The 17,762-nt window shown below is 73.4% G+C and carries 17 protein-coding genes and 1 pseudogene; 8 read left to right on the forward strand and 10 right to left on the reverse strand.

Going from position 1 to position 17,762, the window contains the following annotated elements; all coding sequences use genetic code 11:
* Positions 1-159: 159 nt before the first annotated feature.
* The 6 genes from ACFVU7_RS38940 (at position 160) to ACFVU7_RS38965 (ending at position 4,130) form a co-directional block, all read left to right on the forward strand.
* Positions 160-450: a hypothetical protein gene (locus ACFVU7_RS38940; protein WP_388050726.1), complete on the forward strand. Its 291-nt coding sequence runs from the start codon at positions 160-162 to the stop codon at positions 448-450.
* On the forward strand, positions 447-839 hold the full coding sequence (locus tag ACFVU7_RS38945) for a hypothetical protein (protein ID WP_388050728.1): 393 nt from the start codon (positions 447-449) through the stop codon (positions 837-839). The genes ACFVU7_RS38940 and ACFVU7_RS38945 overlap by 4 nt, the downstream gene beginning before the upstream one ends.
* Positions 840-1,158: 319 nt before the next feature.
* Positions 1,159-2,454 carry a zeta toxin family protein gene (locus tag ACFVU7_RS38950; RefSeq protein WP_388050731.1) on the forward strand — a complete coding sequence of 432 codons (1,296 nt, stop codon included), beginning with the start codon at positions 1,159-1,161 and terminating at the stop codon, positions 2,452-2,454.
* 32 nt (positions 2,455-2,486) lie between these two features.
* Positions 2,487-3,092: a hypothetical protein gene (locus ACFVU7_RS38955; RefSeq protein ID WP_388050734.1), complete on the forward strand. Its 606-nt coding sequence runs from the start codon at positions 2,487-2,489 to the stop codon at positions 3,090-3,092.
* Positions 3,062-3,865 carry a hypothetical protein gene (locus ACFVU7_RS38960; RefSeq protein WP_388050737.1) on the forward strand — a complete coding sequence of 268 codons (804 nt, stop codon included), beginning with the start codon at positions 3,062-3,064 and terminating at the stop codon, positions 3,863-3,865. Before ACFVU7_RS38955 ends, ACFVU7_RS38960 begins: the two co-directional genes overlap by 31 nt.
* The gene (locus tag ACFVU7_RS38965) at positions 3,858-4,130 is read left to right on the forward strand and encodes a hypothetical protein (RefSeq protein ID WP_388050739.1); all 273 of its coding nucleotides are present in this window, start codon (positions 3,858-3,860) and stop codon (positions 4,128-4,130) included. Before ACFVU7_RS38960 ends, ACFVU7_RS38965 begins: the two co-directional genes overlap by 8 nt.
* A 266-nt stretch (positions 4,131-4,396) precedes the next feature.
* On the opposite strand, the gene ACFVU7_RS38970 is transcribed toward ACFVU7_RS38965, so the two are convergent.
* From ACFVU7_RS38970 to ACFVU7_RS39015, 10 genes and pseudogenes are all read right to left on the reverse strand, one after another.
* Positions 4,397-5,050, reverse strand: coding sequence for a hypothetical protein (locus ACFVU7_RS38970; protein WP_388050742.1), 654 nt, complete (start codon positions 5,048-5,050; stop codon positions 4,397-4,399).
* A gap of 345 nt (positions 5,051-5,395) precedes the next feature.
* Entirely contained in the window at positions 5,396-6,538 is a 1,143-nt protein-coding gene (locus ACFVU7_RS38975; protein WP_388050745.1) for a Fic family protein, read from the reverse strand.
* Between the two features lie 241 nt (positions 6,539-6,779).
* Complete coding sequence (locus tag ACFVU7_RS38980; RefSeq protein ID WP_388050748.1) at positions 6,780-8,363, reverse strand: hypothetical protein; 1,584 nt, start codon at positions 8,361-8,363, stop codon at positions 6,780-6,782.
* A 1,030-nt stretch (positions 8,364-9,393) separates the two neighbouring features.
* The gene (locus ACFVU7_RS38985) at positions 9,394-9,612 is read right to left on the reverse strand and encodes a hypothetical protein (protein WP_388050751.1); all 219 of its coding nucleotides are present in this window, start codon (positions 9,610-9,612) and stop codon (positions 9,394-9,396) included.
* Positions 9,613-9,700: 88 nt separating this feature from the next.
* Positions 9,701-9,809 (reverse strand): annotated as a pseudogene (locus ACFVU7_RS38990) (AAA family ATPase); the annotation flags it as partial.
* Between the two features lie 45 nt (positions 9,810-9,854).
* On the reverse strand, positions 9,855-10,769 hold the full coding sequence (locus ACFVU7_RS38995) for a hypothetical protein (protein WP_388050753.1): 915 nt from the start codon (positions 10,767-10,769) through the stop codon (positions 9,855-9,857).
* A gap of 995 nt (positions 10,770-11,764) precedes the next feature.
* Positions 11,765-12,313: a telomere-protecting terminal protein Tpg gene (gene tpg / locus ACFVU7_RS39000; protein ID WP_388050755.1), complete on the reverse strand. Its 549-nt coding sequence runs from the start codon at positions 12,311-12,313 to the stop codon at positions 11,765-11,767.
* Between the two features lie 8 nt (positions 12,314-12,321).
* Complete coding sequence (tap, locus tag ACFVU7_RS39005) at positions 12,322-14,649, reverse strand: telomere-associated protein Tap (RefSeq protein ID WP_388050758.1); 2,328 nt, start codon at positions 14,647-14,649, stop codon at positions 12,322-12,324.
* A gap of 141 nt (positions 14,650-14,790) precedes the next feature.
* Complete coding sequence (locus ACFVU7_RS39010) at positions 14,791-15,060, reverse strand: hypothetical protein (RefSeq protein ID WP_388050761.1); 270 nt, start codon at positions 15,058-15,060, stop codon at positions 14,791-14,793.
* A 49-nt stretch (positions 15,061-15,109) separates the two neighbouring features.
* Positions 15,110-15,913: a hypothetical protein gene (locus tag ACFVU7_RS39015; RefSeq protein ID WP_388050763.1), complete on the reverse strand. Its 804-nt coding sequence runs from the start codon at positions 15,911-15,913 to the stop codon at positions 15,110-15,112.
* 788 nt (positions 15,914-16,701) lie between these two features.
* On the opposite strand from ACFVU7_RS39015, the gene ACFVU7_RS39020 reads away from it, so the two are divergent.
* Together ACFVU7_RS39020 and ACFVU7_RS39025 are read left to right on the forward strand one after the other, a co-directional pair.
* Complete coding sequence (locus tag ACFVU7_RS39020) at positions 16,702-17,424, forward strand: hypothetical protein (protein WP_388050766.1); 723 nt, start codon at positions 16,702-16,704, stop codon at positions 17,422-17,424.
* A 79-nt stretch (positions 17,425-17,503) separates the two neighbouring features.
* Positions 17,504-17,716 carry a hypothetical protein gene (locus ACFVU7_RS39025; RefSeq protein WP_388050769.1) on the forward strand — a complete coding sequence of 71 codons (213 nt, stop codon included), beginning with the start codon at positions 17,504-17,506 and terminating at the stop codon, positions 17,714-17,716.
* Positions 17,717-17,762 lie beyond the last annotated feature (46 nt).

Consider the following 17,762-nt stretch of genomic DNA (forward strand, 5'->3'; position numbering starts at 1 on the left):
GAGGCCGGGTCACGAGTCGGGCCGCCGCCGAACGCGGTGGGCGCCGGGGGTGGGGTGCCCCGTCGTGCGGCTGGTCGGTTTGCCGTCGGTGGAGCCTGCCTCTCCCCCGGCCGGACAGATCGGTACACCGGTGGTGTACCAGCGGTATACGATCGCGGTATGGCTGATGCGACGATCAAGGTCTCCCCTGACACGCGTGACCGGCTGGCCGCCCTCGCGGCGGCCAGCGGCACCACGATCGGCGCCCAGGTGGCCCGGCTGGTGGAACAGCAGCCCACCGCCGAGCAGATCGCCGAGCGCGTGGCCGAAGGCCGCCGGCTGCTGCGGGAGCACTTCGGGATGACCCTCACCGACCCGGAGCTGGACGAGGGCCCGGACCTGCTGCAGCGGGTCTACGGCATCGCCGCCGCGGACACGCGCGCCAAGGTCGCCCCGAGGCGCAGCGCGTGATCGTTCTGGATTCCAGCGCCCTGTCCGCGCTGGCCGCCGGTCACCCGCGCCTGCACCGGATCGTGGACTCCGCTCTGCACAGCCCGTTCCAGCACCTGCTGGTGCCGGTGCTGTGCCTGGTCGAGGCCGAGGTCAAGGACGAGGGGACGGCGCACGCGGTCCTGGCGCTGCCCTCCCTGGAGTTCGAGCCGCTGGACGCGAGTACGGCCGTGGTGGTGGCGACCATGGTCCGCGACGGCTACGGCGGCCAGGACCTGGCCCACGCCATCGCCGCGAGCCTGCCCACCCCGGCGCGTCCGCAGCAGCACCTGATCCTGACGGCCGACCCGGAGCTCTATCCGCCCGGGGTCGTCACCGTCGACATCGACGACCCCCGCCTGGAGCCGTAGGTACGGCCGGCAGGAGCCTCCCGGGACGGGCTCGACCCGGGGAGCCGGAGCGCGGATCCTCGCCGAGGAGATCCTGCCTACCGTGCCGCGCGGGGCCGTGCCGCAGGAGCGGCCGGTGGTGGCAACTCGTGGCGGGGCAGCCCGGCAGCGGAAAGACCACCCTCGGGAACCCGCCGCACGCCGTCCTCGATCTGCGCGGCGGCGCGGTGCGGGTGGGCGCTGGTGCGCGCCGAGGACCGGGTCGCGGCCGACCGTGTGCTGGCGGTGGCCCGGGACGCGGGCCGGGCCGCCGCGCCTGTCCGAGCCGGTGCGCCGGATCGTGCGGCCCCTGCGCCGCCCGCCGGGCGTCGACTTCCACCGGCTGTCCCCGGCCGAGCACCGCGAGATCTTCGACCAGGACGTCGTGCCCATGCTCCTGGAGGGCGCCGTCGCCCGGGAGCGGCCGGTGGCGGTGTTCGTGGTGGGCCAGCCCAGCGCGGGCAAGACCGGCGCCGCCCTCCTGATCAAGCGCGCGAGGCGGGTGCCGCGATCCGCGCGGACTACAAGGCGTGGTTCGGCCCTGTCGCAGGCGTACGTGCGCGAGCGGCGCTGCGACGTGGTGGTCGAGACGGCGCCGGGCAGCGCCCGGGAGGTCCTGGCCGAGGCCGAGGCGTTCCGCCGGGCCGGGTACCGCGTCCAGGTGCTGGTGCTGGCGGTGCGCGCCGCCGACAGCCGCCAGGGCACCGCGTCCCGCTACGCGCAGGCCAGGCGGGATGGTGTTCCGGCGCGGTTCACGACGGCGGCCGGGCACGACCGGTGCTTCGGGGCGGTGGCCGACGTGGTCAAGCGGGCCACTTCCTCGGAGGTGGTGGACGAGCTGGTGGTGACGGGCCGCGACGGGCGCGCGCTGTGGCGCCGGGGACGGTCCTTCGGCACGCCGGAGTGGGCACTGGCCGCCGAGCGGGTCCGGCCCTATACGCAGGCGGAGGCGCGGCGCTTCCTCGCGGTGCAGGCGGTGGTGCGCCGGGCACTGCCCCAGCACCGCGCGGAGGTGGAGCAGATCGCGGCGCTGGCCCGCCCGCTCCTGCCGACCCGGCTCCAGCCCTCGGCCCTGGACGTGCCGTACGGGGCGGACCGCTGCCCGCCGTACGGGCGGCCTGAGCGCCGGTCAGCTCCCGCCGGTCAGCTCCCCCAGGGCCGCCGTGTAGTGGGCGGCCAGGCGGGCGGCTTCCCCGGCGTCCACTCCGTCCCTGAGCCAGTGAAGGCCGGCCATGGCCCGCTGTCGGGCGTCCACCAGGGTGTCCAGCTCCGCCGGGTCGGCGCCTTCCCTCACCGCGGTGCGCAGGTCGCGGATGCCCGAGCTGTACCAGGCCACCACCGCGTTGATGGCCCGCGCCGCGCGGTCCCACTCGTCGGCGGGCCCCTGCGGGCCGGAGCCGCCCGGCAGGCCGGGCGTCTCGGTGGGGCCGTCCTCGGATCGGAACTGTCACGGTCGCCGCCAGTCTCACACGCCGCCGGTGCCGCCGGGTCCGCCCCCGATCGGCCCGCCCGGGCCACCGGCCCGCCGGCCGGCTTCCCCTGGCACTGGAGCCGCCACCGGCCGGTACCGCGGCCGGCGGGCGAGGGCGTAGGTTGATGGCCGGTCAGACGGACGGGGAGAGGGCACACGTGGCACGGGAGCTGCGGGCGCTGTTCGGCTCGAACAACCAGGCACTGAACGCGGACGAGGCGTTCACCAACCGCCAGGCCCAATGGGAGGCCGTCGCCTCCGCGCTCACCGACCACCTCGCCCGCACCGCCGACCGCCTCACCCGCGTCATCGACAGCGCCCTGCTCCCGGCGGACCTGACCGACATGGCCCTCTACTACCGGGCCAAGGCCCACCGCGGCCTCGGCCGCGGCGGCGCCTCCCGCCAGGGCATGCAGCAGGTCGCCGTCGGCACCACCCGCCTCGCCCCCGCCGCCCGCCGCGGCCTCGCCCGCCAGGACGGCGACTTCCCCACCACCCTGGCCGCCGCCCAAAACCTCGGCTGGGCCGGACGCCGGCACCGCGTCCTCGGCGACCTGTGGTGGGTCCACGCCGAGATGGACCAGGCCGCGGCCTACCAGGCCGCGCGCACCGACGCCGAACAGCACGCCGTCGCCCGCGAGACCGCCACCTCCCAGGCCCAGCTCGCCTTCGTCCGCGCCTTCACCGCCCCCGAGAGGGCCGACGACGGCCTCGACTCGCCGCCCAGCTCCTCGTGGGCCTGGACCTGCGCGCCACCACCCTGACCACCCGCATCGCCGCCCTGATCCGCGACGCCGGCACCGGCGGCCAGGACTTCACCGACCGCGTGGCCCTGCTCGAGGCGGAGGTCCGCGCCTCCGGCGTCCGCGCCGCCCTCGCCGTGTGCTTCCACCACGCCGTCCTCGACGACAACGACGCGCTGGACAGCGCGATCCGCGATCTCGACCAACTCACCCGCGGCCGCGACTACGCCTACCACGTCGATATCGCCCACTTCATGGCCGGCCACGACCTCCAATCCTCCAATTCCCCTCCGACACCCGCTGGCTCGGCGGCGACCAGGCCGTCCGTGCACGCCGGCACGCCCTCGTCACCACCCGCCGGCACCGTCCCCGCGGCGGCGACAGCTAGGAAGGAAGCCGACCGGGCCGGCCTCCCGGCGGAGGCAACCGTCGCGTCCCGGCGACCGGCCGGCACCGGATACCGTGGTGCCCAGAGGCAGAGGCAGGAGGAAGCCATGAGCGTCCAACCCGTGTACCACCACCCCCCGCAGCCGCGGGTGCCCCGCACCCTCGACGGCATCGCCGCCGCACTACAGGGTGGCCGCCGCATGGAGTTCTACCGCGAACTCGGCCAGGCCCCCATCGACCAGGCCGAAGCGGTCCTGAACCGCTGGTGGTGCGAAGCGGAGATGGACAGCGACCCCCAGCAGGACCGCACGATCGCCGCCGCCCGCAACGGCACCCTGCCCACCGGCACCATGGCCGACGTCCTGCGGCTGCGCCGCGAACGGGGCGGGGACCTGCCGGGTGAGTGACGAAGAACCGGACCTGTGGCCGGTCCTGCCGTCCGAAGCCGTCCAGGACGCCCTGTCCGACCCCGGCCTGCCGGTCGACCTGTTCTCCGCGATCGTCGCGCTCACCGTCGCGATCGCCGAGGACCCGTGGCTGCCGGAGAGCAGCGCCCGCGACAGCGCCGGAGACTGGCGCCGGCTCCCGATCCCCCACGGCCGCGGCCTGGTCGAGTACGTCATCGACACGCCGGGCCACGTCGTACGCCTCACCCGCGTCATCCCCCTCTGACGGGCTACCGCCGCGCGGCCCGATCGCTGCCCCGGGCCGGTCGCTGGCGCGGGCGGCCGGGGGGATGCCGTCGGATGCCTGGTCGCGGTCGTTGGACAGGGGCCGGAAGACGCGCGGACGGGATCGGTGTCCGAGGCGCGCGTTAGGCTGCTGAGGCCCCGAGAAGGCACTGGAGGCCGCCACCCCGCAGGGTGGCGGCCTCCGGGCGTTCGGGTCCCGGGTTGTCTGGTCGGGGCGGGAACTCAGAGGGGATTCCGCTGCCGGATTCAGCGGACCCGCGCGCTGGAGACGGCGGCGCGGGCCCGCACAACGGTGGTGCCCGTACGGATCTCCCGATCGGGTGCCAGGGCGCTGGCCAGAGGCGAGGAACGCAGGACGTGGTGGTAGCCGGCGGCCCCGCCGCCGCGCAGGGATTCCAGGTAGAGCACCCGCAGGATCACCGCGAGCTCGGCCTCGGTGACGGCCACGCTGTGCCGGCTGGAGCCGTCGATCGGGCGGGCCTTGGCGAGGGCCGCGCCCAGCAGACCGGCGTCCACCCCGGGCAGGAGGCCGGCCTCCGCGTCCTTGTGGACGGCGCGGAGCAGGGGCAGGTCGAAGCCGCGCACGCTGATGGTGGTGTCCGGCACGCAGTCGTCCACCGGCTCGACAGGTCGCTCGGCGGGACGGTCCCGCAGGGTCCGGGAGCGCAGCAGGTCCTGCCCCAGCCCGGTTGCCCGCACCGCCCACGCCGGGCGGACCCCTGCGATGGCGAGAGCGTCGAGCACTCCGGGATCGGCGAACTCGCACACCTTCGCTCCGACGAGCCGGCGGACGGTCCCGTGCTCCGCGGTCCGGTGTTCCAGGGGCAGGTCCCCGGTCAGCCAGCCGGGGCCCTCGGCGGCGGCCTCCAGCATCACCCACTCGTCGTGACTCAGCGCCACAATTTCCTCCCTCAACGTGACTGTTCCGATCCTGTCACGCCGCCCCGCCGCGGCACTCGGATCTTCGGGAACTGCGGCGGCAATCCGCGCGGTCGGCTTCCCCGCCCCGGCCTGCGCCGTACGCGTGCCTCACCGTGGTGGAACGGACCCGGATCCCGGGCCGCGTCCCCGCGGACGCCTCTGCGCAAACGGCCCGCGCCGAGCGGCCGACGGCCGCTCGGCCCCAGCAGCCCCCTCTCTCCAGCCCTCCGCCGCGCGCCGGAACCACCTGGACACCCGGCGTTGAAGCCGAAGAGGCCAGCCCCCCGCCGGGGGCCGGCCTCGGTACCGATCGCGGACCGCCCGCTATGCGGCGGTATACGGATTGACGATGGTGTGGTGCCGTTGCGCGGTTTCCAGGACCTCCCGCGGGAAGCGGGGCCCGGCAACGTAGTGGCGGCCCTTCGTCTGCCCCACCGCTGTCAGCAGTTCCGCCCTGGTCAGGGCCTGCAGGTCCCTCGTCGCCTGCTGGGTGCTGATCGCCTCGGCCTTCTCGTAGCGGGAGCGGCGCACCCTGCCCACCATCGCCACTTCGTGCAGAGCGGTCGTCTGCCGCTCGGTGATCCCGTAGCCGTCGGCCGCCTCGATGAGCTGTGTCCAGCAGTCGTTGGACCGGTCGACACGGTGCTGGACCCGCTGGGTCTGCTGGTGGTAGGCGAGGAGGTTGAACTTGATCCACGGCAGTGTGTCCCGCTGGGGCGACCAGACCGGACCGCCGACCTCGCGCAGCACCTTGTAGTAGTCCCAGGTGTTGCCGGGCATCCCCAGCCACTCCTCGATCGAGGAGAACTCGGGGGCGAGGACTCCGCCCCGGGCGATCAGGAGGGTCTGCAGGGAGCGGGACATCCGGCCGTTGCCGTCCGACCAGGGGTGGATCTTCACCAGGTTGAGGTGCGCCATCGCGGCCCGCACCAGGACGTGGCTTTCGAGGTCGCCGTCGTTGAGCCAGTCGACGAGCTCACCCGTCAGGCCGGGCAGCAGTTCGTGGTCCGGCCCCTCGTAGTCCGTGGCCAGGTCGTCGCCGGGCGCTGTGATCCGGATGGCCGTCCTGCGCCACTGCCCGGCGGTCCTGCGCGGGTGGTGGTGGCCCTGGAGCATCCAGTGCAGGGCGTTGAGCAGTTCCTTGGAGTAGCGGAAGTCGGCGGCGTCGTGGAGGGACTGGATGTAGGTCATGGCCTGCTGGTAGGCCATGGTCTCCGCTTTGTTCTCGTCGCTGGCGTCCACCTCGCGCTCGCCGTCCATCAGGTCGGCGACATCCCTCGCGTCGACCCGGTAGCCCTCGATGGTGTTCGAGGCCGCGATGGCACTGGCAGTGAGGGCCTTGCGCAGGTCGAGAGTCCATTTCATGGGGGCCTGCTGCACGGCGTGCCGCAGCCGGTCGCGCAGGGAGTCGATCTGCTCCAGGACCCGGCAGTCGACGGACTGGAGGCGGGGCGTCTGATACAGCATGAATCAATGATACCCAGCTCCTATCATCCAATCGATCCAGAGGGCTCGCCGGCCAGAGGGCCGCCCCTCGTCCGCCGCGCGCCTGCGGGAAACCGCCCGAGGCCACCGGGAGAAGCCTCGCCGGGCGCCCGGCGGACAGGGGGCGCGGACCCCGACCCCACGGCGCCGGCGGGGCCGCCGGACGGCCCCGGACGCGGGGCGACCCGTGCCGCGGCGGCCCGGCTCCCCACAACTACAGACCCTAGAAGCGTTCAGGGTCGACGTAGGGGCGGAGAAAGGGTTCGTCGTCGGACGCCTTGCCGACAGTCCGGGTGTCGGCACGCTGGTAGAGGGCGGCCGAGCGCGCAGCGACGACCTCGGCGTGCTGGTGGGCTCCCGCGGCTTCGAGTTCCCGGGCGAACGAGGCCAGGCATTCCGCCGCCGCGGCCGAGGCGCCCGCCCCCTCGTACAGGGCCACCGCTCGGTCCACCGCTTCCGCGGCCTCTTCCCAGTACCCTTCGGCCGCCATACCGCGACCGAAGGCGACCAGCACCGCGGCGCCCTTCCCCCAGTCGCCTGCGGCCTGGTGGCGTGCCACCTCCCGCTCGACATCGTTGTCGATCCACAGCGTCTCACCCCGCTCCGTCGTCCGATAACGGGCGAGGCGTGAGACCGCCGACCGAACGGCCTCGCTTCGTCGTACCTCCTGTCGCGTTCCGCGCTTCGCCGAATCCTCCGCCCGGGTCGTCCGACGCGAAGGCCGCCCGGCGGTCCCCACCGTCTGGACGCCGCCGCGGATACGGCCCAGCCACGACCAGTTCCCGGCACCCGGCACCCCGGCGACAGCCTGCTGCCTCCCGACACCGCCGACGACGGATGCAGCCGTGTCCGCCGCTTCCCGCGGGTCGCCGTCGACGGGTGGGGGCTCGGTACGGCCCCCGTTCCGAGCGCGCAGGTGCGCGATCTCCGCCGCGCTCTGTCGCGCCCGGTGCTCGGCTTCGGCCTGGTTCTGCTGTGCTAGGCGGAGGGCTTGCCTGAGGTGGGAGGCTTCGTCCCGGTGGCGTGCTTCGGCGTGCTCTTCGGCCCGCTCCAGCCGCAGTTCGGCCTCCACCTGGCGGGCCTCGGCCTCGCTCGCCCGTTCCCGGGCCGAGGCCAGCGCGTGTTCGAGCTGGGCGATGTAGGCGTTCAGCCTGTCGTGTTCCGCCTGCGTCCGCTCGCTGTGTTCCCTGGCCCGGTCGAGCTCGACGCCGTGCCGGGCGCTCTGGACGTGCAGGTCGTGAACGGCGCGACGTGCCTCGAGTTCACCACGGCGGACCTGTGCCTGTGCTTCCTCGAGTGCCGCCTCCAGCATGCGGACCGTGCGCACCGCCGCCTCCGCCCGGAGGTGGGCGACGTTGACCTGGTCCCGCAGGCCCTGCAGTTCGGCGGTCCGCGGTGCCGCATGGCTCTGCGCCTCGCGGTGGACACGCCGCACCGCCTCGCGGGCTTCGACGGACATCGGTGTGCCGGAGTGCAGTTCCGCGTCGTCCATCAACCGTTCGACGAAGTCCGCACTGGGCAGCTCCAGTCCGCTGAAGTAGCGCGAGAGCGTGGAGGTGCTGCGGTGGAGGCTCGCCGCGTAAGCCGTCATCGACGTCTCCAACTGCCCGGCGAGCAGGCGCAGCGCCTCGGCCAGTTCCCGGACGACCGGGGCGAGATCGTCGGCGAGCTCGCTGGCGAAGACGATCTTCCTGCGCCTGCGCCGCCCCGGCCCGGCGGCCGACGGGGCCGGCAGCCGGGCGCCCGTCGCAGTCAGGTCGCGCCCGACGGACCCGCCTGCTGGCGGGCCCTGTTCCTCGTTGTTCACGTCGCTGTCCCCTCCCGCCCCCATTGTTGCGCCTTCCCCGCAACGTGTTGGCGCTTCCCCGCAAGGTGTTGCTGCTTACCCCAACAACCCGGCCGCGGCCACAGTCGACAGCGCGGCCACGGACGAAGAGCCGTACGAGAGGGAAAGGTTGACGATGCACCATCGGACAAGAAGGACGGTTCTAGGCGCTCAGGCGGGCAGGGGCGGATCTCCTGCCCGCCTGCTCGCCCGGGCCGGCCTGGTCGGCACCGGATCGGTTCTGGCGGCCATGGGCCATGCCCCCTGGTGGGCCGTCGTACTCGGGGTTGCCGCCTCGTCCGTGCAGGTCCTCGCGGCGACCGCCCTGGGGATGCTGCAGAGCCTCACACCCCAGGACTCGAGCGACCGGCGCCGGGTGTGGGAACTGGCACTCGCCAAACGTGCGGCCCGACCCTCCGTACCCGCAGGCGCACCGCAGAGCAACGGGACGGCCCCCGGGAGCAGCGCGGCCCGGCCCCCGGTACTCCCGTAGTCGCTCCCCGGGTCGGCGGCGTCCGGTTCCCCTCGCGGCGGATCCCGATGATCCGGCCGGCGGCGTTATGCCCCCGGCCGCCGGGGCGGTGGCCGGGGGGAGCCCTCGGGTCGGCGCCGGGGAGCGCACGTCCGTGGTGTCGAGGCGGTTCGACGGCGTCCTCGGCCGGGGCCGGGCATCTGTGCCTCGGCCGGCGGCCGGAGCAGCGGTGCGGTGGCTGCCCGGCCCCCGTCCGGGGCCCTGTCCAGGGCGTCAGTCGTGGATCTTCCAGGCCCTCTGCGGTAGCCAGTGGGGAGGTCGTCGAGCGCTTCGGCGGGGTAGAACACCGGGCGGGTCAGGAGGTGGTCGCCCTCCCCTTGGACGTTGATCACGACGCCGGGGACTTCGAGGAGGGCACGCCCGCGCTCATGCAGGCGAGCTCGTCGGGCCGGGTCTCGGCGTGCTCGCACATCCACTGTTCCAGCGCGGAAGGCGCCCGGCCGACAAGCGCGGTGCCGTCGGCGGTGACCTAATTCCTTATTAGCGGACCGTGGGAAGCAGGATCACGTCGTAGAAGTCGCCGAGGAAGCTCCGCGCGTCCCAGGAGGGGTCGGTTTCGGCGCCGAACAGCATCGCCGGCTGGGGCGGCCTGCGGTCCGGCAGGCGCTCGGCGATGACGTCTCGGAAGAGCCGCCGGATCGTCGGACCGGCATCGATCGCGTCGTGCCGGGTCTGCTCGGGTTCGGCGTTCGTTTCCACGGCCGACGCAGCCTAGTGGAGCGTCTCGGGACGACGGCCCGTCGCCTGGGCGGGAGTTGGCAGGTCGTCGGCCCGGAGTCTGCCGCGGTCAGCCGGCCTTGGCGGGTGCTTCGGTCCGTACTGGTCGGGGCGAGGCGGTAGGAGTCGGTGCCGGTCTCGATGATGGTGCCGTTGAAGGTCGGGCGGTCCACGATGGCCGGCGGGCAGAGGGGCAGGACGGCCTCGGCGTCTGCTGTACCGGTTCAGAAGGGAAGGCTCTCACACGACTGCACTGACCAGTTCTCCTCCGCTTCCCGGTAGCGCTCCCGCGCCGGCGGCAGCGGGTCGCAGGCCGCCGAGCAGTAGCCGGGGCGAAAGGCCGGGTAGGCGCCGGCGGCAAAGCCGTCGTCGATCCAGCTCAGATACCGGTGGCACGCCGCACAGCCGTCCGCCGTTTCCCGAAGCCGTTGTGCTTCCCGTCGGCCCGTCTCCCACAGCCGCAGGCGCTCACGGTCCATGGCATGGCGGGTGCGCAGGATGTCCGCGTACTCGGCGGGGACGTCCTGCTGTTCCATCGCGTCGGGGTCGTCGAAGGCCGCGGTCACGATCGCCTCGGCCACCATCTCCCCTGCCGCCGCCGTGACGGCGGCTTTCATCAGCTCCTCGACGGGCCAGCCGGGGCTGCTGCACTCCGGTTCGCCCGGCGCGTGGCACGTTCTGGCCCAGGCCCGCACGTTCCCCACCAGTGAGTACAGGTCCAGGGCGGACAAGTGCGGTGCGCACCGGGGGATTTCGGCGTCCAGGATCCCGTCCTCACAGCCCGGCTGCCGGCACAGTTCCGTGAAGCCGCCGTCGGCCAGGCCCAGGGCGAAACGGCGCTCCCGGTACACCACCAGCACTCTGTCCGGGCCGATGGCCTCGGCCCGCAGTTCGGCGTCCATGCCGGACGCGGACAGCGAGCCGGCCAGTGCGAGTACCGCGCGGTGCGGCACGGCCGTACCCAGCAGCGCGGACGCGGAGGAGGGGGGCGGGTTCCAGTCGTCCTGGGGATCCCAGCGGCTCTCCCATGCCGGCGGAACCGTCGCGTCTCCCGTGGCGACGTCCACCAGGAGCTCCTTCAGCGTGAACACCACCGCGTTCCCGGCGCCGGTCGTGTCGTCCGTCATGTCCTGACCCATGTCGCAGTTCCTTCCGCTGTCGGCCGCTCCGCGGCCAACTGTGGCCGGGGCACCGCACGTTGCACGCGCGAACGCTAGCGCGGGCGGCCGGTTCCGTGCCAGCGCCACGTCCCGTCCACCGGCGTGCCCCCTTCGGCCGGCCCCGCGCCGCACCGGGCCTGCCGTGCGGCCGCACGGCAGGGGAGTGCCGGGACAGCGCCGGCTCAGGCTGCTCGGAGGTGTGCGCCGCGTCGGCCGGTGAGTCTGCGCGGATCTCCGGCGTCGTCGGGCCCGGCCATACCCGCACGAGGCGGAACTCCGCCCCTGACGCTGCTGCCGCCCGCAGGCCCTTCCTCTCACCGGTGCTCCTCCCCCGGCCCGGGGACCCCGGCCCGCGGAAACGATGTGCCATGCCGGTGCCGCCGTCCGCGAGGAAGCTTCCGCCTCTCCTCCTCGACGATGTGCGTTCTGTCACCCCCCTGGGCCCCTCCCTGGCCCGCCGGGTCGCCGGTGTCGTCACGGCGTCAGCGGTCGCGCCCCGGGCGGTACAGCGTTCGGGACACCGTTCCCTCCGCGCCCGGGAGGAGGAACCCGCGAGCCAGCCTCACGCCCTGTTCGAACAGGTGACAGTCGAATACCCGCGGGCCGAGGTGCGCAGACCGGCGTACGCGGATACCTTTCCGTCGAGTTGTCGGCTCCATGTGGGTGACCTGCCGCACAGGACCCGCCAGTGTCGGTCGATTCGCGGGTCGGCCACTCGCGAATCCACACGCTTTCGGTCGCTGCAGCGGCCGGTACAGGACGACAGTCATTCCGGATCTGTCCGTATACACCTGTCTCCGGCAGGCGGACGGCCACCCCCACTACCGCGAGCCGAAGGTGCTACTCGACGACCACGCCGGCCAACTCGCCATCACCTTCGACGCGGCGCGCTCGGCTCGCCGACCCAACCGCTCATACGCCGGGTGAGGCGCTCAGCCACAGGCCACGCTGCCTGCCTTACGTGCCTCGGGTGTTCAGTACTGGACGTCGATCGCTTTGATGCCGGTGAATTCGACTTCGAGGGCGCCGGAACTGTCGCGGAAGTAGTTCTCCTGGAATGCCTCGGCCATGATCTCGCGCATCTTCTGGTCGCTGGCGCCCTTGTCCTGGGCGGCGAAGAGCCGCTCGGCCCACTGCGGGGGGAGGTGGACGGTCAGGTGGCGCAGGCGGGCCTCGTCAGTGGTTCCGGCGGGGGCCCTGTAGCCGAAGTAGGCCCAGACCTCGACGGTGATGCCGGTGCTGGTGGCGGCGTTCTTGCGGGCCTGGCGGCGGATGCCGGGCTGCCACGCCTTCCGCAGTTCGCGCAACAGGGCATCGCGCAGCGCGGCGCGGGGGTGCTTGCGCTGGCCCTTGAGGTAGCGGCGCACGGTGTTCGGGTCGACGCCCAGGGCGGCGGCGACGGCCTTCTTGTCGCCCTTGGCGGCCCGTACGAGGGCCCGCATCTGGGCCTGCGCGGACTTCGGCAGGGCCCGGGTGTAGTGCTCGGGCGCGGCCCGGTCGATGGCGTCGGTGATCTCCTCCACGGCCCTTCCTACTTCCCGTCGACTTCGTTGGCGTCGTAGCCCTTGATGTGCCGGGCCGGGTTGATGGGCTGGTCGCGCTCGAGCCAGTCGACGGCGGTCAGCATCTGCTGGACGCCCTCGACCTTGGACAGACCGGGGGTGGCGCCGAGGCGGAAGGTGCCGGGCAGGACCTTGCCGGAGCCGGTGAGCGGCAGGAAGTCCAGCGGGCTGGCGCCCGGGGAGGCGTAGACGACGCAGTCGTTGTTGACGCCGAGCGGGTACCGGCCGTTCGCCTTCGCCACGTTGGCCATCTTGCGGTGCATGTTCACCCGGGCCTTGGCGATGACCGCGGCCCGGATGTCCGGGCGCCACGTGGGCCGCTCCAGCGCCGGCCACGGCTCACCGGGCTTGTAGGTCAGGCCCTGCGGGCGCTCGCGGAGCTTGCCGATCCCGAACTTCACCGTCGACTTCACCGCCGACAGCACGATGGCGATCTGGTGGTGGCGCCACGCGGCCGAGGCGAGCTGGTCGTCTCCCATCTCGGCCAGGTGGGCCAAGCCCTCGGCGGCCAGCGCGGTGCGCAGCGCGTCCAGGTCGGCACCCGCGCCGGGTGTCTTGAGGAGGCGGTGGGCGGTCATCGCGGCGAGGAAGGCGCGTTCGTCGGTGTCCTTGTCGGTGGGGATGCCGGCTTCGGCCATGGTGGTGACGTAGGCCTCGCGCAGGCGGTCGTGCCAGGGGTCGAGGTAGGCGCCGGCCTTCTCGCGCAGGTAGGCCTCGATCGGGGCGACGTCGTGGCCGAGTTCGAGGGCGTAGGCGACGGTCGGTGTGGTGTACCAGGCGGGTCCCGTCGGGGGCTTGCCGGTGGGGGTGAACGGGTTGGGCAGGCGGGGGTCGGTGGGGATGTGGGAGAGGTCGACCAGCCAGGAGCCGGGCGTCTTCCTGTCGAAGGTCGGCCGGTGGACGTGGACGGGGCCGGACAGGCCGACCTGGAGCCGGCTGGCGGCGGCGAGGTAGGCGGTGTTGATGTCGATGCCCACCGCGAACGGGAGGACCATTTCCGCTTCGGCGAGGGTCTCGACGGGGCGGGTCCACTGGTAGGACTCCTCGTCCAGGAAGCCCTTGGTCCAGCCCTGCGCGGCCGGGTGCTCCGACGGTACCTCCGGCGGCGCCGCCTGGACGGCTTCGGTCAGCGCGCCCGGGTTCGGGCCCGACACCCATCCGCCCGTCGCCTCGTCGCGCACCGCCCGCGTCGGCGGGCGCAGCGCGGGCAGCAGTTCATGGCCGCAGGTCGCGGTGGAGCCGCAGGGGGTGATGACGCGCTGGGCGTAGATCCCGAGGACGCGGGCCAGGTCGGGTGCCGGCAGGTCGGCGGCGTCGAGCCAGGCCCGGGTGTCCAGGGCCCCCCACGGCAGGACAGCGAGCTGCACGCACTGGCGGTGCCCGTCCTTGACGGGCTTGTAGATGCGGGCCCAGGGGCCGAAACCGCGGCGGGTGAGCTGCCACTTCGAGCGGGCCAGCGCTTTGAGGGCCTTGTGGTCGTCCGGCAGGCGCTGGGTGCGGCGGGTGGCGGGGTCGTCGTCCAGCGTGGCGAGCAGGCCGAACTTGGCCGCGGCCGCGGCGGTGAGCACGACCAGCGGGTCGCCGTCCTTGCCGTTGCGGTGCAGGCGGGTGGTGCCCAGGCCGGACTCCGTCAGCGCCCAGGCGACCAGTTGCGTGAGCGTGGTCGCCGGGCACTCCAGGACCAGGCCGCCGGCCCCGTAGGCGATACCGTCACTGTCCAGTACCACGAGCGGGCCGTTGGGGAACTGACTGTCGAACGACGGCGCCGGGCGCGCCGCGCGGCGCGGCAGCGGGGCGCCGGGGCGTGCCGGGGTGGCGGGCCGGGTCGGTGGAGTGGTGGGGGTCTGCGCTGTCGCTGCGGTTGTGGTCTGCACCGGGTCGGCGGCGGGCTGGGGCTCGGCGTCCGCCGGTGCGGCCGGGACGGGCGCGGTGGGCGCGGTGGGCGAGACGGGCGCCGGTGCGGCCGGGACGGGCGCGGTGGGCGAGACGGGCGCCGGGGTGAAGGCCGCCGGGACGTCCTCGACTGTGGAGGCGGCCGGGGCGGGGGCCGGGTGCTGCTGGGCCCAGCCCTCCAGCAGGCGCGCGTACGCCTCCAGCCGGGGCGGGCGCGGTTCGGAGCGGCCGGCTTCCCAGTTCTTCACCGACTGCACCGTCGACTTCAGCGCCTGGGCCAGCCGTGCCTGCGTGATCCCGGCGGCCTCGCGTAGCCGCACCCGTTCCACCGGCTCCGGCAGCCGCGGCCCCGGGTCGTTCAGCAGCGCGTCCACCGCCGCGAACAGCTCGTCCTGTGTGGGCATCAGAACCTCACCTCCTCGCCCCTACACTAGCCTGTTTTTAACCCTGACATAGTAGATCTATGGGTGTGCCGCTGGTTGATAAGACTCCTTCTCCTTCAGGTGTTTCATGCGCTTTCACGTTCAATGCCGAGGGATGAGTTCTTAACCTCGGCTCGTGTCGTTGGCGGGCTCGCGAACGCGGGCAAGCGGGTGCCGGGAGTCCCGGAGTGTGAGGAACTCGGCGGTGCCCCGGGTGGCGAGTGCCCCGTTGCGGGCGTGGTACCAGCCGAGGCGCTCGATGCGGTAGGCGTCGTCGTAGTCCAGGAGCAGGCAGGCGGTGAGCTGGTGGATGTCCTTGCCGGGGAGCTTGTCCGGGGTGATGGTGGCCTTGACGTCGACGAGGGTGCGGTGAGCGATCCAGTCGGCGGCCACGGCCCGTCATGTGCTGCCGTGGCGGGTGCGGGAGAGCGTGCCCGGTCTCTTACCGGTCGCCCCCGTATTCCCGGGCCTCCTCGGCGGCGGGACCCTCGGCGCCCAGCTTGAGGAGGCGTGAAGCGATGGCGCCCTGCTTGCGGCCGAACTCCTCGGCGAGCTCGGCGAGCGATGCGCCTTCGGCGCAGCGCGCCTTCAAAGCGTCGTTCTCCTCCGCTGTCCACCGTTTGTAGGCGCTGGGGTACTCGCGCCGCACCTCCTCGACCGTGTAGGCCTTCTCGGGCTCGAGCCCGGCGGGTGGCGCCGTACGAGGGGCGGAGACCAGGTCCTCGGGATACGGGGCGAGGCGCAGGCCGTAGAGCTTCCAGCGGACCGACTTCTCGGACCGCTCCAGCCGGCGCGCGATCTGCGCCGGATCGGCCCCTTCGCGGTGCGCGGCCACCAGCTGCTCCGTCTCCTCCCGGCCCCACAGCTCCCCCGTGCGGGAAGCGCGCGGTCCGGACACCGCGGTGGCCGGCCCCGCCGGTGCCGGGGTGTGGCATCCGCCGGGAGCCGCTCCCGCCATCCGCATCAGCAGCTGGGCGATCAGGGGCAGGTCGGTGGGCAGGACCTCTCCCCTCAGGTCGGCCACCACTTCCCCGTTCGCGTCGCACCCGGTGACGGCGACCCGTCCCGGCCCGTCGGCGCAGGACTCGTAGGACAGCTCGTAGCGGCGGGACCCGTCCGGGGAGCAGGCACTGAACGTGCGGCGTGTCGATTGCTCGGTGATCCAGTCGTCCCCGGGGACGAGAGGGCCCTGGAGCGGCCGGAGAGGGTCCGTGCCGTCCCCTTCGGTGGCGAGATCCCATGACATCGGTCGGCGGCCTTTCCGGCCGCGGCACTCGGCTCGGCCTGTCTCACGCATGCGGGCACCTGGGGGCCGGGGACGTACCCCTGCCTCCACGGCCGGGAACCGTAGCAGCAGGCGGCGGTCCCCGGACCGCGGGCCGCAAGAACTACCCCGACCTGTCCGCAGGGCGGTTGTCCGAGGCACCCGCTACGGCCGGCCAGGCCGCACTCCCGCCTCCAAGGCACGGGGTACCGCGCCGGCCCGTCCCCGCCTCCGCCCGACCGCTCCCGGCCGCGCCGACCGTGGACGGCACCGCTTCGGCCCCGGCTGCAGGACGGCACGGGGTTGACACCCGCGGCACCCGAATCGGTGGACTTCCCAGTCGAACCGGCATCCGACAGTCGAAGGGGAAAGCCACCGGTCTGCAGCACCGGCACACGGCCGCCACCGACCGCGGCCTCAAGGCGGCGGTGCGCCCCGGGGCGCACCGCCGCCAGCACAAGGCCCCCGGCCCGCGGTGCCTGCCGAACGGGAACGGTGAAGCCGGGCGAGACCGGGACAGTGCAGACCTCCACGAATAACATGACCAACCGTCAACATGGATACAGAGGAACGGCATTGAACCGGGCCCAGGCGGGATGACGTCGGAGGCGGCACACCCGGGAGAGCGCTATATTCACTGCGGGCAGAGTGCGCACGCCTCCCGCCCACGTTGCGCAGCACGTGGGCCAAGGCCTGTTCAGGGGCCCGCACACATCCCGCGCGCCGGTCCTTGTGACCGGTGCGCGGGATCGGCATCGAAGGACGGTACCGTGCCCCACCGGCAGTCCACCGCGGCCAAACGCGCCCGCGCCGTGCAGAGGCGGGCACGCCACCCCCGGAGATTCACGGAACTGCTGCGCGCCGAGGACAACGCGCTGCGGCGCCTGGCGGTCGCCCTGCGCGCAGCCGGGCTGCACGCCCACGTGCCGCAGGTGGTCGCGGCCATCCCACCCGGCGACGACCTCTGCCGGCACCACTACCTGCGGGCCGTCCAGAGCGAGGCCGTCGCCCTGCTCGACCACGGCCGGCCCACCCCGCTGGAGCGCTACCGCCTGGAACGCGACCTCGCCGACATTGACCGGCGGATCGGCGACGTGTGCTGGGGTCCTGACTACTGGTGCCGGCCGGCAACGGACGCCGTCCTCGCCGCGCTGCACCACTCGGCCGCCAGCCCTGTGCCCGAACACTCCCTCCTGGTCGCGGTCCGGGACGTGGCCGAGCGCTGGGAGAGCGACATCGAGAACATGGCCGACACCGTACGGCAGACGCCGCGGCCCACCGCCTCCGCGCCCTGCGCCGCCCCCGCACACCTCACCGGCACTCTGGCCCGGCATGCCTACACGGCGCTCCTGTCCGCATACGAGGTCCCGGCCGGGAGCAAAGAGGAATGGGAGCTGTGCCAGCAGCACCTGCGCGTGGCCGCGGCCCACATCGGCTGGGCCGCCCGCGAAGCCGAGCGGGAGACAGCCCCGGTCGTGGAACCGCCCTTCTAAGGTCCTGCGCCAGGAATTCGCTTCGTATCCGTAGCCCGTCCCCCTGGCACGCATGGGTCGGCCGACGGCCGAGTGGACCTTGACCGACGACGAACGGGAAACGCCGGTCCGCTGGTCAGGGCGGGCGGGGTCGTCACAGGCGCTGGATCGGCGGTGCCGGGTCGTGCTCGGCTGCGCGGGCGGAAAGACGAACCAGGAGGTCGCCGCCGGGCCCTGCATCTGGTCGCAGACCGTCGGCAAGTGGCGGCGGCGCTTCCTGGAAGGCCGGCTGGAGGGCCTCGCAGGCGGGTGACGCCCCGGCGCTCCACGAAGGATCAGCGACGAGCGGATCGAGGAGC

Source organism: Kitasatospora sp. NPDC058046, from assembly GCF_042885595.1.
Taxonomy (GTDB): Bacteria; Actinomycetota; Actinomycetes; order Streptomycetales; family Streptomycetaceae; genus Kitasatospora.